This window comes from Sorangium sp. So ce834 (assembly GCF_051521425.1).
Lineage (GTDB): Bacteria > Myxococcota_A > Polyangia > Polyangiales > Polyangiaceae > Sorangium > Sorangium cellulosum_D.
In genome coordinates, this window is the sequence record NZ_CP150351.1 from 3,513,830 (window position 1) to 3,527,553 (window position 13,724).

At 68.2% G+C, this 13,724-nt stretch carries 10 protein-coding genes and 3 pseudogenes; 5 read left to right on the plus strand and 8 right to left on the minus strand.

Features of this window, described 5'->3' with window-relative positions; all coding sequences use genetic code 11:
* Nucleotides 1-5: 5 nt before the first annotated feature.
* The gene (locus tag WMF20_RS12870) at nucleotides 6-2,981 is read left to right on the plus strand and encodes a glycoside hydrolase family 3 C-terminal domain-containing protein (RefSeq protein ID WP_437613610.1); all 2,976 of its coding nucleotides are present in this window, start codon (nucleotides 6-8) and stop codon (nucleotides 2,979-2,981) included.
* A 90-nt stretch (nucleotides 2,982-3,071) separates the two neighbouring features.
* On the opposite strand, the gene WMF20_RS12875 is transcribed toward WMF20_RS12870, so the two are convergent.
* Nucleotides 3,072-3,245: a hypothetical protein gene (locus WMF20_RS12875; protein WP_437613612.1), complete on the minus strand. Its 174-nt coding sequence runs from the start codon at nucleotides 3,243-3,245 to the stop codon at nucleotides 3,072-3,074.
* A 69-nt stretch (nucleotides 3,246-3,314) separates the two neighbouring features.
* On the opposite strand from WMF20_RS12875, the gene WMF20_RS12880 reads away from it, so the two are divergent.
* Both WMF20_RS12880 and WMF20_RS12885 read left to right on the plus strand, forming a co-directional pair.
* Nucleotides 3,315-3,725, plus strand: a complete 411-nt coding sequence (locus tag WMF20_RS12880; protein WP_437613614.1) for a hypothetical protein — start codon at nucleotides 3,315-3,317, stop codon at nucleotides 3,723-3,725.
* A 5-nt stretch (nucleotides 3,726-3,730) separates the two neighbouring features.
* Nucleotides 3,731-4,162: an SAM-dependent methyltransferase gene (locus WMF20_RS12885; protein ID WP_437613616.1), complete on the plus strand. Its 432-nt coding sequence runs from the start codon at nucleotides 3,731-3,733 to the stop codon at nucleotides 4,160-4,162.
* Here WMF20_RS12885 and WMF20_RS12890 read toward each other — a convergent pair.
* The 7 genes and pseudogenes from WMF20_RS12890 to WMF20_RS12920 form a co-directional block, all read right to left on the minus strand.
* Nucleotides 4,159-4,743 (minus strand): transposase, encoded by a 585-nt coding sequence (locus WMF20_RS12890; protein ID WP_437605434.1) that lies wholly within the window; start codon nucleotides 4,741-4,743, stop codon nucleotides 4,159-4,161. The two genes, WMF20_RS12885 and WMF20_RS12890, sit on opposite strands and share 4 nt — an antisense overlap.
* 32 nt (nucleotides 4,744-4,775) lie before the next feature.
* Nucleotides 4,776-5,219 (minus strand): IS630 transposase-related protein, encoded by a 444-nt coding sequence (locus WMF20_RS12895; protein ID WP_437605435.1) that lies wholly within the window; start codon nucleotides 5,217-5,219, stop codon nucleotides 4,776-4,778.
* 456 nt (nucleotides 5,220-5,675) lie between these two features.
* Entirely contained in the window at nucleotides 5,676-6,377 is a 702-nt protein-coding gene (locus WMF20_RS12900) for a serine hydrolase (RefSeq protein WP_437617114.1), read from the minus strand.
* Complete coding sequence (locus WMF20_RS12905) at nucleotides 6,340-6,543, minus strand: hypothetical protein (protein WP_437613618.1); 204 nt, start codon at nucleotides 6,541-6,543, stop codon at nucleotides 6,340-6,342. The genes WMF20_RS12900 and WMF20_RS12905 overlap by 38 nt, the downstream gene beginning before the upstream one ends.
* 16 nt (nucleotides 6,544-6,559) lie before the next feature.
* The gene (locus WMF20_RS12910) at nucleotides 6,560-8,503 is read right to left on the minus strand and encodes a multicopper oxidase family protein (protein ID WP_437613620.1); all 1,944 of its coding nucleotides are present in this window, start codon (nucleotides 8,501-8,503) and stop codon (nucleotides 6,560-6,562) included.
* Between the two features lie 291 nt (nucleotides 8,504-8,794).
* Nucleotides 8,795-9,139 (minus strand): annotated as a pseudogene (locus WMF20_RS12915) (multicopper oxidase domain-containing protein); the annotation flags it as partial.
* A gap of 190 nt (nucleotides 9,140-9,329) precedes the next feature.
* Nucleotides 9,330-9,518, minus strand: a pseudogene (locus tag WMF20_RS12920) (IS4/Tn5 family transposase DNA-binding protein); the annotation flags it as partial.
* Nucleotides 9,519-11,398: 1,880 nt separating this feature from the next.
* On the opposite strand from WMF20_RS12920, the pseudogene WMF20_RS12925 reads away from it, so the two are divergent.
* Together WMF20_RS12925 and WMF20_RS12930 are read left to right on the plus strand one after the other, a co-directional pair.
* Nucleotides 11,399-11,635 (plus strand): annotated as a pseudogene (locus WMF20_RS12925) (transposase); the annotation flags it as partial.
* 217 nt (nucleotides 11,636-11,852) lie between these two features.
* The gene (locus tag WMF20_RS12930; protein ID WP_437606646.1) at nucleotides 11,853-13,241 is read left to right on the plus strand and encodes an IS1380 family transposase; all 1,389 of its coding nucleotides are present in this window, start codon (nucleotides 11,853-11,855) and stop codon (nucleotides 13,239-13,241) included.
* The last annotated feature ends 483 nt before the right edge of the window (nucleotides 13,242-13,724 follow it).

Below are 13,724 nucleotides of genomic sequence, written 5' to 3' on the forward strand. Positions count from 1 at the left end.
GACCGATGAAGAGATCTCGCTCAATCGCTGCTTCCGTTTCGTTCGCCATCGCGCTGGCGTTTCACCCCTCGGCCTCGAGCGCGGGTGACATGCTGCCGTTCCAGGATCCCGGTCTGCCGATCGAGGTCCGCGTCCACGACCTCCTCGACCGGCTCACGCTCGACGAGAAGCTCTCGCTCTTGCACCAGTTCCAGCCTGCCATTCCGCGGCTCGGCGTTCCGGACTTCAAGGCCGGCACCGAGGCGCTGCATGGAGTGGGCTGGTCGACCGATCGCGACAACGGCGGCGCCGTCGTGACGGCGACCGGCACGGTGTTCCCGCAGGCGATCGGCCTGGCGACGACGTGGAACCCGGAGCTCATCCGGCAGGTCGGCGAGGCTGTCGGAGACGAGGTCCGCGGCTATCACGCGCTCGCCCCTCGCGTCTGGGGTCTGCAGGTATGGGCGCCCGTGGTCAACCTCCTGCGCGACCCGCGCTGGGGGCGCAACGAGGAGGGCTATTCCGAGGACCCGCTCCTCTCCGGTGTGATCGCCACCGCCTACGGGCGCGGCCTCGAGGGGGACGACCCGCTCTACCTGAAGACCGCGCCGGTCCTCAAGCACTTCCTCGCCAACAACAACGAGATCCATCGTGACACCACGTCGTCGAGCCTGCGCCCCCGCGTGAAGCACGAGTATGACGAGCTGGCCTTCAAGATGCCCATCGCCGCCGACGCCGTGACCGGCGTCATGACGTCCTACAACCTGGTGAACGGCAGACCGGCCACCGTCAACCCGGATGTCGGCGACGTCGTGCGGAGCTGGACGCAGAAGACGCTCTACAACGTGTCCGACGCCTGGGCTCCCTCCAACTTGACCAGCTCGCAGCGGTACTTCGCCACGAGCGAGGAGGCCTTCGCGGCCACGCTCCTGGCCGGCGTGGACAGCTTCACCGTCGACAACAACGACAGCGCGCCCACCCTCGCGATCCTCCGCTCGGCGCTCGCGCAAGGGCTCCTCGCCGAGGAGGACGTCGACGCCTCCGTCGAGCACGTCCTCTCCGTCCGCCTCCGACTCGGCGATTTCGATCCGCAGGGCGGCCCCTTCGCCGGCATCGGGCCCGACGTCATCGACAGCCCGGCGCACCGCCAGCTGGCCCGCCGGGCCGCCGACGAGGCCATGGTGCTGCTCGAGAACAAGCGTCGCCTCCTGCCGCTGGACCCGTCGACCACGCGGCGGATCGCGGTCGTCGGGCCCCTCGCGGACACGCTTTACACGGACTGGTACTCCGGGGCGCTCCCGTACCGGGTCACGCCTGTGGACGGCATCCGCGAGCGGCTCGGCGGCGCCGCTGTCGTCTCCAGCGAGGGCGTGGACCGGATCGTGCTGCGCGACGTCGCGAGCGGCCGTTACGTGACCGCCGGCGCGGACGACGACGGGGACATCCTCCGCGTCAGCGCGGCCAGCGCGGGTCCCACCGAGGAGTTCGACGTGTTCGACTGGGGGCAGGGCATCGTCACGTTGCGGAGCGCGGCCAACGGCAAGGTGGTCGACCGCTTCAACTTCGGCGCCAACTTCGCGAACCGGGCCGCCCAGCCGTACGACTGGTTCGTCCAGCAGCAGTTCGTCCTCGAGCCGCAGGGCGACGGCACGCACGTCATCCGCTACGCCGGATACGAGAAGGCGTTCGACTGGGCCGGCCCCGAGGTCTACCTGACCATCGCCGAGGACGGCGCGCTCGCCCTGACCGCGACCGAGGCGGCCGACGCGGCTCGCTTCGAGGTCGACGTGGTCCGGAGCGGCGTCGACGAAGCCGTGCGCGCGGCGACGGGCGCCGATGCCGCCGTGGTCGTCGTCGGCAGCATGCCGTTCATCAACGGGCGGGAGGATCACGACCGCACGACGATGGCGCTGGCCGAGGGGCAGTCCGCCCTGGTGCGGGCGGTGGTCGCCGCCAATCCGCGCACCATCGTCGTGCTCGAGACCAGCTATCCGATGACCATCCCGTGGGAGAAGTCCCACGTCCCCGCCATCCTGTGGACCACCCACGCGGGCCAGGAGACCGGCCATGCCATCTCCGACGTCCTCTTCGGCGATCACAACCCTGCCGGGCGGCTGACCCAGACCTGGTACCGCTCGGCGGACGACCTGCCGGACATCCTCGAGTACGACATCATCAAGGCGCGGCGGACCTATCTCTACTTCGACGGTGATCCTCTCTATCCGTTCGGGTACGGGCTGTCGTACTCGACCTTCGGGTACGACAACCTCCAGCTGAGCGCCCGGTCTGTCGAGGCCGGCGACACGATCTCGGTGCGCGTCGACGTCACGAACAGGAGCCTGCGGGCCGGCGACGAGGTCGTTCAGCTCTACAGCCGCCAGCCGCCGTCGCGCGATCCGCAGCCCTCCAAGCAGCTGCGGGCGTTTCGGCGGATCCACCTCGCGCCGGGCGAGACGCGGACGGTCGAGCTCGATTTCGCCGCCTCCGACCTCGCCCACTGGGACGTGACGCGGGGCCGCTGGGTCCTCGAGGCGTCCGGCGTCGAGCTGATGGTCGGCTCCTCCTCGGCGGACATCCGCCGCCGCACGACCGTGCGCGTGCGCGGCGAGCGCATCCCGGCGCGCGACCTCGCCCGCGAGACGCGGGCCGTCGACTTCGACGACTACGCCGGCGTCGAGCTGGTCGACGAGAGCAAGGAGTGGGGCGACGCCGTAGGCGCCACCGCGGGCGACTGGCTCCGCTTCTCCGATGTGGAGCTGGGCAGCGGCGCCAGCCACTTCAGCGGCGGGTTCGCCCGCGTCGAGGCGGGCGACGCGCTCGTCGAGATCCGGCTCGACGATCCGGTCCGCGGCAAGCTGGTGGGGACCGCCGTCGTGCCGAGCACGGGGGACGTGTACGCGTACGCCACCGCGAACGCCGAGCTCGACGGCGCTTACGGGCGACGCGACGTCTACCTCGTGTTCCGTGGAGCCGCCCGCCTGTCGACCTTCGCGATCGACTGAAGGGCGGTTCGCCGTGGGGACGTCACAAAAGGTGACGATCTAGACAGACCTGGTCCGGCGGCTTCGGTTGACCCGTCGACGGATCGTTGGTCAGATCTTCAGAACCCCATGGCGAGAGAGCGCACGCAGCGAGCCGCGACCGTCGGCGTCGCCGAGCACGGCAACTCGGCGGTGCTCGTCACTGTCGCGCCCGGCGGCGAGCTCCTCGATCGCCGGCGCGTCGACCTCACCGATCAGGGCCTGCCGACGCACCCGCATCACCACGAAGGGTCGTGGGCGGTCGGCCGTTACCTCGACAGCCCGTGGGCGCGGCCGATTTCGCTCGCCGACGCCGTGGCGCTCGTCGAGCGCGTGCGCGCGTCGGCCGCGCGCGGCGCGCGCGAGGGCCTCGAGGCGCTGGCCGCAGCGGTGCCCGCGCCGATCGCGGGCATCGCGATCCGCGTGTGCCCCACGCTTCCGCCGACGACCGAGGAGCGGATCGCCGACAATCGCGCGCAGACCGTCGCCGACTCCGTCATGTATCGCGAGGCCCTCGCGGCCGCAGCCGAGGCGCGCGGCTGGTCCGTGCATTGGTACGACCGCGAGCGCGTGTTTCGCGAGGCGGCGGCGACGCTCGGCCTCGAGGACGTCGACGCCTTCCTGCACGCGATGGGCCGATCGATCGGACCGCCATGGCAAGCGAAACACAAGCTCGCGGCGGCCGCGGCGCTCGCGGCCATGGGACGCCGCGCGTCGCAAGGTTGACCCGAATGCCCCGTGAGCTGTCGTCCAGACTTGCAGCGATCGTGGAAGCCCTACCGTTGAGGCCGGGGCTTCGTGTCCTGGAGATCGGTTGCGGCCCTGGGGTTGCGGCGCGCGCTGTTGCCAGGCGAATCGGCGGGGGGCATGTTCTGGCGATCGACCGCTCGGCCAAGGCGATCGCGCAGGCCATGGCGGGATCAGCGGCTGAGCTAACCTCTGGCCATCTGAGCTTTCGCCATGTGGCGATCGAGGAGCTCGAGCTGGAGGAGGGCGAAAGGCCTTATGACATTGCGTTCGCGGTCCGGGTTGGCGCGCTCGACGGCCGTCACCCGGAGGTTGGGCGTATCGCCAGGCAGCGGATTCGCAGCGCCTTGCGCGAGGGGGGCCGCCTTTACATCGATGGAGGCGAGCCGCTTCGTGAGGTCTCCCTTGACGACTAGAGCGGTTTTCGTTCGAGTGCGGTACACCCAGCATTCGGCGGGGCATGGGCTCGACCAACGCGCGCAGGAGCCTGCGACCGGACTGGGCGCCGCCGAGTAGGACGACGAGGTCGTCGGACGTAGCCTTTCAGCGCGAACCAGCCCTGCGCGTCCTGTCGGAAGACCTTGTCGACCCCCCGGACCATCGCGTCGTAAACCGCCGGCACGGTGCGCGGAGCGGCGGCGCGAAGTGCCTCCTTGACCTTGGAGCCGCAGTTCTCCACCGGCGACAAGTCCGGCGAGTAGGCGGGCAGAATCCAGTAGCGGACGCCTCGGGTACGAAGCGCCTGGCGCACGCCACGTAGGCGATGCGCGCCAAGGCCGTCGACGATGACCACGTCTCCGGGCTTCAGCTCGGGCATGAGCACCTGGCGCACGTAAACGTCGAAGTGCTCACCGTTCATCGGCCCCTTGAAGGCCCACGGTGCGACGACACCTCGCAAGCCAAGCCCCATCACCAGCGTGATGTTCGGGTCCGGATTGGCGGGGACTTTGCCGTACGCGCGCCTCCCACGAGGCGCACGCCCATGACGGCGCGCCATGCCCAGATGAGCGCCGAATTCGTCAACGAAGATCAGCCGACGCGCACCCGCCGCCCGCGCTCGGCGGCGGAACCTCCGACGCGCGACTTGGACATCGGGCCTGTCCTGTTCGCTTGCACATAGCGTCTTTTTTTTCGTGTCAAACCGAGCCGCATCAGCGCGCGGCACATCGTCGGGCGGCTCACGCGCGCCCCCGTGCGATGCTCCAGCAGCTCGATGAGCTCATCCAGGGTTCGGTCGTTTTTCTCGTCGACGAGCGCTCGTAGCTGCTGCGCTCCGGCCTCGTCGATCTTCGAGGCCCTTCCGCCACCGTGCGGACGAGGCGCTACGCTCGCAGTCGACCGCTCGAGACTGAGATACTCCTGCACAGTGCTGAGAACGACGGCGAAACGCGCGGCGATTTCTCGCATGCTTCCCTCGCCGTTGCGGTAGGCGTCAACGATCCGCTGTCGCAGGTCGACACTGTACGGTCCCATGGGCGTAGCCCACGCAGCCTGCGTGCCATCACCCTACCGGACGTGCTCTGCTTGCACCGAACCCGAACGAAAACCGCTCTAGTACCCCGAACGGCGCATCCGAGCGCGCGTCACCTGTCATCGGCTTGCGGCGGGGCGCGGCGCGCGAGACCAACCCGTCCGGCTGAAAACGAGGCGGCGCGGAGGTCGCGACCAACGCCGGCGCTCGTGACGAGGCCGAGGGGAGGTCGCGACAAATCGCGGAGGATGAATTCGAGCCCGCGACGAGGTCCCGATCGAAAGATTTGAATTTTTTCATACAAATCGAGCGGTCGCGACCCTCTCGCGGGCTCCGCGCGAGCGTCGCGGTGGGTCGCGACCTCGCGGGCGGCATCCTCGCGACGGCGCGGGTATCTGCCGCCGTCGGTCGTCCCTCCTCATCGGCGCCCGGGGTAGGACGGACGCCGGACGGGCGCTTCAGCGAGAGACCTCGATGTCATAGCTGGCGAGCTGCTCCCTGAACTCCCCCGGGAACGCGAGCGACCACGCGGCCTCGCCGAGGCATCGGCGCACCGCCGCGGCATGGCTCCCCGCGACCCTGACCGCGGGGACGTCGACCACCTCGTCCACCGTGGTCTCGCCGAAGCCGACCTCCGAGGGATCGACGCCGGGCAACCGCACGTCCAGGCGGTCGATGCGGAGCGGGCGTTCCCACTCCTCGTAAACGCGGCGCATGGCGCCGGCGTCGCCGGGGCTGGCGCTCGCGCGCGCCGTCCAGACGAGCCCCCCGGTCGCGCGCATCGGGGCGGCGAAGGGGTGCTCGTTGCGCGTGAGGCCCGGCGCGCCCTCGCCGATGACACCGACGTGCACGAGCGCGCCGCTCTCGAGGATCGCGCCGAGGCGGCGGGGCGTGAGCGCGGAGCGGGTGCCAGGCGCGATCGGGTCGAGGGCCGGCGCCGGGACCGTGTCGTGGAGGTCCGCCATCAGGTAGTTCGTGTTGGAGTAGGCCCACTGCAACCCCGGAGCGAAATACGGCTCGTGTTCCATGGCGAGCGCCACGAGATCTTCCGGCTCCACGTCGTCGAGCCGATGCTGCATGTACTCGTCGGCGGAGCGCAGCGCGGCCACCGCACCGGTGTAGTTATAGAGGCCGGTCGTGTGCTGGAGCAGCTGGCGGATCGTACGTCCGGCCGCTGACGACCATGGCGTTGCCCACGAAGGCCGGCACCCAGATCGGCGGCGGCTCGTCGTGCGCGGGGGCCGTCCCGAAGGCCGGGGCGTCGTGACCGTATTTCTCCGGGTAGTAGAGCGAGCCGTCGTCCTTGAACGTGCGATCCTGGATCACGAGCGGGATCTCGTCATCAACGCTTGATGAGGAGAGGCCGCATCATCTCGTGGTCCTCGTGCTCGAGGATGTGGCAATGCCACACGAACCGCCCGGGGCTGCCGAACTTCACCTTGATGCGCGTGATCTGACCGGCCAGCGCGCCGACCGTGTCCTTGAAGCCCTCCTCCCCGGGAAACGGGGGCTCGGGCGGCGCGGACTGGTCGAGCACCTGGCGGTTGACGACCTGGAACCGCGCGTTGTGGAGGTGGATCGGGTGGTCTTCCCCGGTGAAGTTGTAGAGCTCCCAGAGCTCGATCTCGTCCACATCGGGCTTCTCCGTGATGGGATCGTCCCAGTGGAGCGGCACCGGCCTGCCCGCGGCGTCGACGATGCCGAGGAGGTTCCGGATCGTGCCCACGCCCTCCAGCACCTCCTGGTTCATGGACACGCGGCGTATCGCCTCCTCGTCTCCGAGCGGATCGAACGCCGGCAGCGCGAGCCGCTCGGGAGGCGTGCTCGTGTCCCTGCTCGTCGCCTCCTTCACCCGGAACTGCATGACCTGGCCCGTGGTGTTCGGGTCGGCCACGGCGGACATGCCCGGCATGCCGCCGTGCGTCTCCGGTCCGACGTTGAGGAGGAGGATCTCGGTGCCGACCGGGACGCGGCTGAAATCGACGATGAAGTCCCAGCGCTCGGCCGGTCCAATGAGGAGCTCGTTGGTCTGCACGGGCCTCGGGAGGAAGCCTTCGTCGGAGCCGATCACCCAGAACGGGAGCTCGTTGCTCAGCCTCAGGATCAAGAGCCTCGTGTTGCTGCCGTTCAGGACGCGGAACCGGTAGCGGCGCCGCTCGACCTCGAGGAAAGGCCACGTCCGGCCGTTGACCAGCATCGCGTTCCCGAGGAACTCGGGGACCCAGTACGGCGCCACGGGGCCGTTCGGTTTGTACAGGTCCTCGGCGAGCTCAGGCGGAAGCCCGCGACTCTTCGGGTAGAAGAGCGAGCCGTCGGCGTTGAACGAGCGGTCCTGGATCACGAGCGGGATCTCGAACACCTCGGCGCCCGGACAGTCACCCGGCCTCGGCGCGGGTCCGGGCAGCACCCCCTCCGGCAGATCGTCGGGACCGCCGCGGATCAGGTAGAAGCCGGCGAGCCCGGCGTACACGTTGAGCCGGGTGATGCCGAGCGTGTGATCGTGGTACCAGAGCGTCGTCGGCCGCTGGCGGTTCAAGTACTCGAAGACGGCCGTCCCTGGCTCCCACAGGCGCCCGAGCCGTGATGTCCTCCGGAAGATGTCGTAGAAGGTCCCGGTCCTCGCGAAGCCGCGCGGGATGTTCTCCGCCTTCGGCAGAAACCACGCTTCCGGGTAGCCGTCGCTCTCCTGCTCGACCGGGGTCGCCCCGTGGAGGTGGGTGACGATCGGCACCGGGCCCCGGTAAGGATCCGGCGGGCAAGGGCCGCTGAACCTGGGGGCCATGTCGCGGCCGTCCACCCCGCCGGGCGGGTTGGCCCAGTGGAGGGTCGGGTCGACGGTGAACAGGTGCGGGAGGAAGCGGCCAGTCCGCGGGTGGGTGAGGTCATTGATCCACGTCACGCGCACCGGCTTCCGCCACCTGGCCTCGATGGTCCACCCTGGATACGAGAACGTCTCCGGATGCCGGGCTGAGCCGTACGCCCACACCGTCGTGAGGGGGAAATCCGGCGGCAAGACGCGCTGCCTGATCTGCCGGACGGCGATCTCGTATTGGTCGACGGGAGCGTCGTGGCCGATGCGCCCCCGCGCCTCGGGCATGACGGGCGGAATGAGCAGCGGCAGCCTGTACTTGGGGATATCGCGGCCGCGCAGCGTCGGTGCCGACTCCGGGACGAAGGCGCATTCGCCGACGCTCGCGAGCGCGACGCCCTCGCGTCGGAACAGAAGGAGCCCGCCCGTCGCGGTCAGACCGTACTTCAAGAGCAGTCGTCGATTCAGTGAAGACATCGGATCTCCTTGCGCCGCAATCGGCGACGCGAGCGTGCGACCATCATGACGGCCGCGCCGATCCGAGCCATGCAGGAAGCTCCGGATTTAGGGTTCCTGTGCGCTCACGAGCAGGTCCCGAATCACCATCTATGCGCTGCGATCGAGCGCTGTTCGTGCAGATCGAGTCCGTCTCGGCCGACGCGCGGTGCGCCAGGGAGCGCGGACGGCGCGGCTCGCGCCGTGGGTGGGGGGAGCCGGCGAGCGATCCCGCGGCGGCGTAGCCGCTCGGCAGGCCGCGCGCTGGCAGGCTCAGCGCCTCGGGATGTCGGCGGGCATGGGCCCGATCGGACAAGGCCGCATCATCTCGTTGTCCTCGTGCTCGAGGATGTGGCAGTGCCACACGAACCGGCCAGGACTCTCGAATTTCATCTTGAAGCGCGTGATCTCGAACGGCAGCGCAATGACGGTGTCCTTGAAGCCCTCCTCCCCGGCCTCGGGCGGGCGCGGAGCGCCGTCGAACGGCTGGCGATCGACGATCGCGAAGTGGAGCTCGTGGACGTGGATCGGGTGCGCGTCCACGGTGAAGTTGTATATCTCCCACACCTCGGTCGAGCCCAGGGCCGGGTTCTCGGTCACGGCGTCGTGCCAGAAGGAACCACGCGCTCGTCTGCAGGCCTGCGAGCCGGCCGGTACTCGCCTCGATCGCGCCCAGCCAGTACCGCGTCTCCTTGGTGAGACTGGTGCCGTCCACGGCCACGAAAACAAAGGGATGACTCTCGCATCGGCTCGTCGTCGCTACGGCCATGGCCGTCAGGAGGTCGTCCTGGCGGATGTCCGGGGTGGCCAGGAAGTCGTAGGCGGCCTGGCGCTCCGCGCTGCTGAGGAACACCTCGAGAACCGTGTCGCCGGGCCGGAGGGCCGCGGCGGTTGCCATGCGCACCAGGCGCATCGTGCGGCGCGCATCGACCAGTTCCGCGTGTCCGAACTCCTCGTAAGCCCAGTTCCTTGCCTCAGCCCGACTGTCGTCGCCCATGGCGGCCCGGAACGACCCGCCCGTGGCTCAAATTCCCGCAGAAGATCGAGCTCCGATCAATGCCGAGGCACCACCCTCGACGCCGTGGAAGCGACCGTTCGCGATGTGCTCGGGCGCGTGATAGAGCGCGTACACGCCGGGGGCACCGGGAGAGCTGGTCCTATGACGCCAGCGGAAACAATGTACGCTACGTCGACCGCGACGGGCGGGAACACCGCGTCGAGATCAGCTCCTGGGATCTCGTCAGCGCCGTGTTGAACCCGTTCGGCCTGCGCACGGATTACGAGTACACCACGCACGCGCGGGTCGCGCGGATCGTGGATCCCGGCGGCCGCGAGAGCTTCTTTTACCTACGCGCTCCCCTTGGCCGATCCGACCCCGATCCCCTTGGCCGACCCGACCCCGATCCACTAGGTCGGGTCGACGTCGCCCCGGGTCCAGCAGGGTCGACTCCGGCGAGAACCGCAAGTGGTCACGACCATTGCGAGGGGATGGCAGCTACGTTCCATCGACTAGCTGGCACGGGCGCTGCACACATTTCACTACTAGTTCGCTGTGGAATACACGAACGGTCGTTCCAGGAGGAATATATGAAAAAGTCGATGTTGCTGCTGATCGGCGGATTCGCATCTCTGTCCGTATTGAACGGCTGCGCCAATGAAACCAGCTCACGATCGGAGTCGAAGCGAGACCCACTTCCCGCATCGACTTCAAACGACAACGGTGCCCAGACCAGGGAAGCTCGGGGCGAGGCCGACGACTCGGAAAGGTCCGCCTACGTACGCGCAGCTTGGGTCAAGTGCGGGGACGAGGATGGGTGGTGCGGCTTCGATGGAACGCGCAGAATAGCATACGGCCATGGCGACAGGTGGTCTTACCGAGTGGCGACCAATGGCGTGAGTTGTAACAATGCCACCTTCGGCGACCCTGCCCCCGGCGTAAGAAAGGCTTGCTACGTGACGGACGGCTGAAGCGCCGACATATCGAGCGCGAGCCGGGGGCTCGGCGAGCGCCTCCGCCGCGGTTGCACGCATCGCGTTTTCAGGAGAGTGGCTGATCCGCATAAAAGAAACTTCTGTCATCCCGGGACGAGTTCCGCAGTCGAGGATTGAAGCCCGAACCGCTTGAACGCCTCCTCCCCCGATCGACGGCGCCGCGAGCGCCGGAATGGTTCACGGCCGCTCCGCCGGGCTCACCGTCTTCTTCGGGTCCCGCACCGCCACCTCACCGAGGACCTGGAGTCCCCACCGGCACGGGCAGGCAGAACACCCTGCCGTAAGCGCTTATGACAGCTCCATTAGCGCAGCGGGCGTAGCCTGGAGTCGTGTTAATGGTGTAAGGGTAGGCGACGCACGCGTTCACGAAGGCCAGGTATGTGTAGCCTGGAGGACATGCCACGTCCGCTGTTTCGCTCATCGTCCCGTCGTCCGTTTGGCCTCTCGTTTCCTGTTCAGGCGCCGAGCTCATCGTCTCATCTACCTCCGTATCGGCCACGTCGGCCGCACAGCCGATGAGCGACGCCGATGTCGAAGCGACGAGCAGTGCAATGACACTTGTTGCCTTGTTCATGTTTCCTCCTCCGCGTCGGGGCTATAAAAGAACCGATCAAGACCTCTCTCAGCCACACGCGGCCGGCGTCCGTCACGGTTCGTCCCGCTCGCACGGTGAACCTGGGTGGCCGATACGCTGCGGTCAAGCACCGCGGGCCATGAGGGGTCGCCTCGAGGCAGGGCACGGACACGATGACAGGGCAGGAATCCTCGGCGTGTCAAGCGACAGTAACCCTTTTTTACTGACGCTCTACAGGTGCCACCCATCTTTTTTCTGGAGTGGTCCTACCCCGCTTCCGCAGACACCCCCGGAGGCACGAGGAGACAGGGATGGGACGGAGAAAGCGGAGGGCGTTCGCGCCCGAGTTCAAGGCGGAGGCGGTACGGATGGCGAAGGCGGGCGACCGGAGCATCGGCCAGGTGGCGAAGGACCTCGACCTGACCGAGACGGCGCTGCGCGACTGGATCAAGCACGCGGACACGGACGCGGGCCACGGCCCGCCGGGGGCGCTGGCGACGCCGGAGCGTGAGGAGCTGCAGCGGCTGCGCCGCGACGTGGAGCGGCTGTAGATGGAGCGCGAGATCCTAAAAAAACGGGCATGCGCAGGGGCGCACCCGCGAAGCATGAAAGCCGGTAGACTGCGGGCGCGGATCGCGTCGGGCCAAGGTCGACGCTTAGCGTGGATTTCGCGCCTACGATGCCGATCTGGGGCGTGAGAAATCCGGCGCAGTAAAAGGAACGCCTTGAAAGAAAGGCTCGGCGTGGCGACCCGCCCGGGTTGCTATGACCAAACGAAGACGCACGCCGAGCACCTCCAAGGTGCGTCGACGCGAGCTCGGGTTCAAGAGGAAAGGCGACGGGCGGCACCAGGAGCGAATCCGGCGGCCAGACCCTTCCAGGATTCACGTCGAGCCCACGGAGAAGAACCTGACGGGCGTCGCAGGGCTTGCCCCGTTCGGCGCCTTCCTCCGCGAGCTCGGCGTCGACGTGGCCCTGAGCCGCAGGTTTTCCCGGCTCAAGACGGGCCGCTCGGTCATCTACCCGATGGCCGCGCAGATGCGCCTGCTGATGGACAGCGCGCTCGCCGGCGAGGAGCGCGTCTTCGGCATCGAGGCGCTCGCCGTCGATCCGCTCTTCGCGCGTCTGGCAGGCGGGGTCGTCCCCAGCATCGACACCGTCTACCGGGACCTGTGCCGCTTCGATGAGGAGGCGCTCGAAGCACTGCACAGCATGGTCGTCGACCACGGGCTCGCCCTCGTTGCTCGCCGAAAGCATCGGTTCGTGCACATCGACGTGGACACGACCGTGGAGCCGCTCTTCGGGATGCAGGAGGGGGCGCTTCCGGGCCCGAATCCGCGATACCACGGTCGACCGAGCTATCATCCGATCCTGGCGCGCATCGCCGAGGCCGACGCCATCGTCGGAGCCAAGCTGCGACCTGGCGACACGAGCTTCGGCGAAGCCGATGTACCTTTCGTCGAGGAATGCATCGACCGGGCGCGCGCCGCAGCGCCGAGCGCGGTCATCTACGTGCGGATCGATGGCGCGGGAGATTGCAGCGCCTTGATGCACGCCGTTGCCGCGAAGGGATGCTTTTTCCTCACCAAGGCGCGGATGAGTCCCGATCTGGTGGGCATGGTCGCACACGCCACTGGATGGCGTACCATCGACCGGGATGCCGACGGTCGTCCTCGACGGCAGGTGGCCGAGGTCCCCTTCCGGCGCAGCGAATGGCCGGATGGGGTCCGCGTCATCGCCGTACGCACACGCGACCGGGAGAACGGCAAGCAGATCTACCTCTGGGAAGGCCTCGACTACACGGTGCAGGTCTTCTTGACCAACGAGCCGGTCGAAGCGCCGGAGGACGTCGCGGGGCGATATGACCTGCGCGCGGGCATCGAGCCGCTTATCGGCGATCTCAAGCACGGGTGGGGATGCGGTCGCGTGCCGAGCCACTGCTTCAACGCCAATCATGCCGCGCTGCTGCTGAAGCTGCTCACCGCCAACCTGATGCGCCGCTTTGTGCTGGAGCACGTTCCGCACCTGGCGAGCTGGCGAACGCCGTGGCTGCGCCGCGCGCTCATCCTCGTCCCGGGAAGGTTGGCCCGGTCGGGTCGGGGCACGACCCTGCACGTGCCGGAGCGCTCGCAGCTCGCCCGCTGGCTGAATTGAGTCCGGACCAGCCGAAATCATCGCGGGGGTAAGGGGGGCGTGTGCCTTCGTGACGCTGTGGGTGCACCAATGTGTAATTGGCATCGCATTCTTCGGCGGAACGATGCTCGCACGTCGCCGTCAGCCCACTCGTGCCCCATGGGCGCGAAATCCACGCTTAGTGGTGTCGTGAGCCCGAAAAAAAACGGACCCGAGCGTCGCATCAGGCACCCCGAATTGTTGCCGTCTCCGCAAGGAGCGAGCACGCCAGCTAGAATCACCCTTCGCGACGCTCCCCGGCGCCTTTCGCGCTGGAGGTCAAGATGGAGGTCCCCCCGTGTCAGAGAAGTTGCCGCCTCATCTGATCCGCTTACAGAGGGTCAAATGAGGCGACAACTTCTCTGACACGGGGGGGCGGCGATAGCACGCGAGCGGGCGGAGGCGTGGTTGCTGTCGGCGGCTCACAATCCGAGGTGGCCCGGTCGATGACCGTGCCGGGGCTGG

What these genes read in the sequence shown, in the direction of transcription:
- WMF20_RS12870 (WP_437613610.1), top strand. Translation starts at nt 6, where the DNA reads ATGAAGAGATCTCGCTCAATCGCTGCTTCCGTTTCGTTCGCCATCGCG.
- WMF20_RS12885 (WP_437613616.1), top strand. Translation starts at nt 3,731, where the DNA reads ATGCCCCGTGAGCTGTCGTCCAGACTTGCAGCGATCGTGGAAGCCCTA.
- WMF20_RS12890 (WP_437605434.1), bottom strand. Translation starts at nt 4,743, where the DNA reads ATGGCGCGCCGTCATGGGCGTGCGCCTCGTGGGAGGCGCGCGTACGGC.
- WMF20_RS12895 (WP_437605435.1), bottom strand. Translation starts at nt 5,219, where the DNA reads ATGGGACCGTACAGTGTCGACCTGCGACAGCGGATCGTTGACGCCTAC.
- WMF20_RS12910 (WP_437613620.1), bottom strand. Translation starts at nt 8,503, where the DNA reads ATGTCTTCACTGAATCGACGACTGCTCTTGAAGTACGGTCTGACCGCG.
- WMF20_RS12930 (WP_437606646.1), top strand. Translation starts at nt 11,853, where the DNA reads ATGACCAAACGAAGACGCACGCCGAGCACCTCCAAGGTGCGTCGACGC.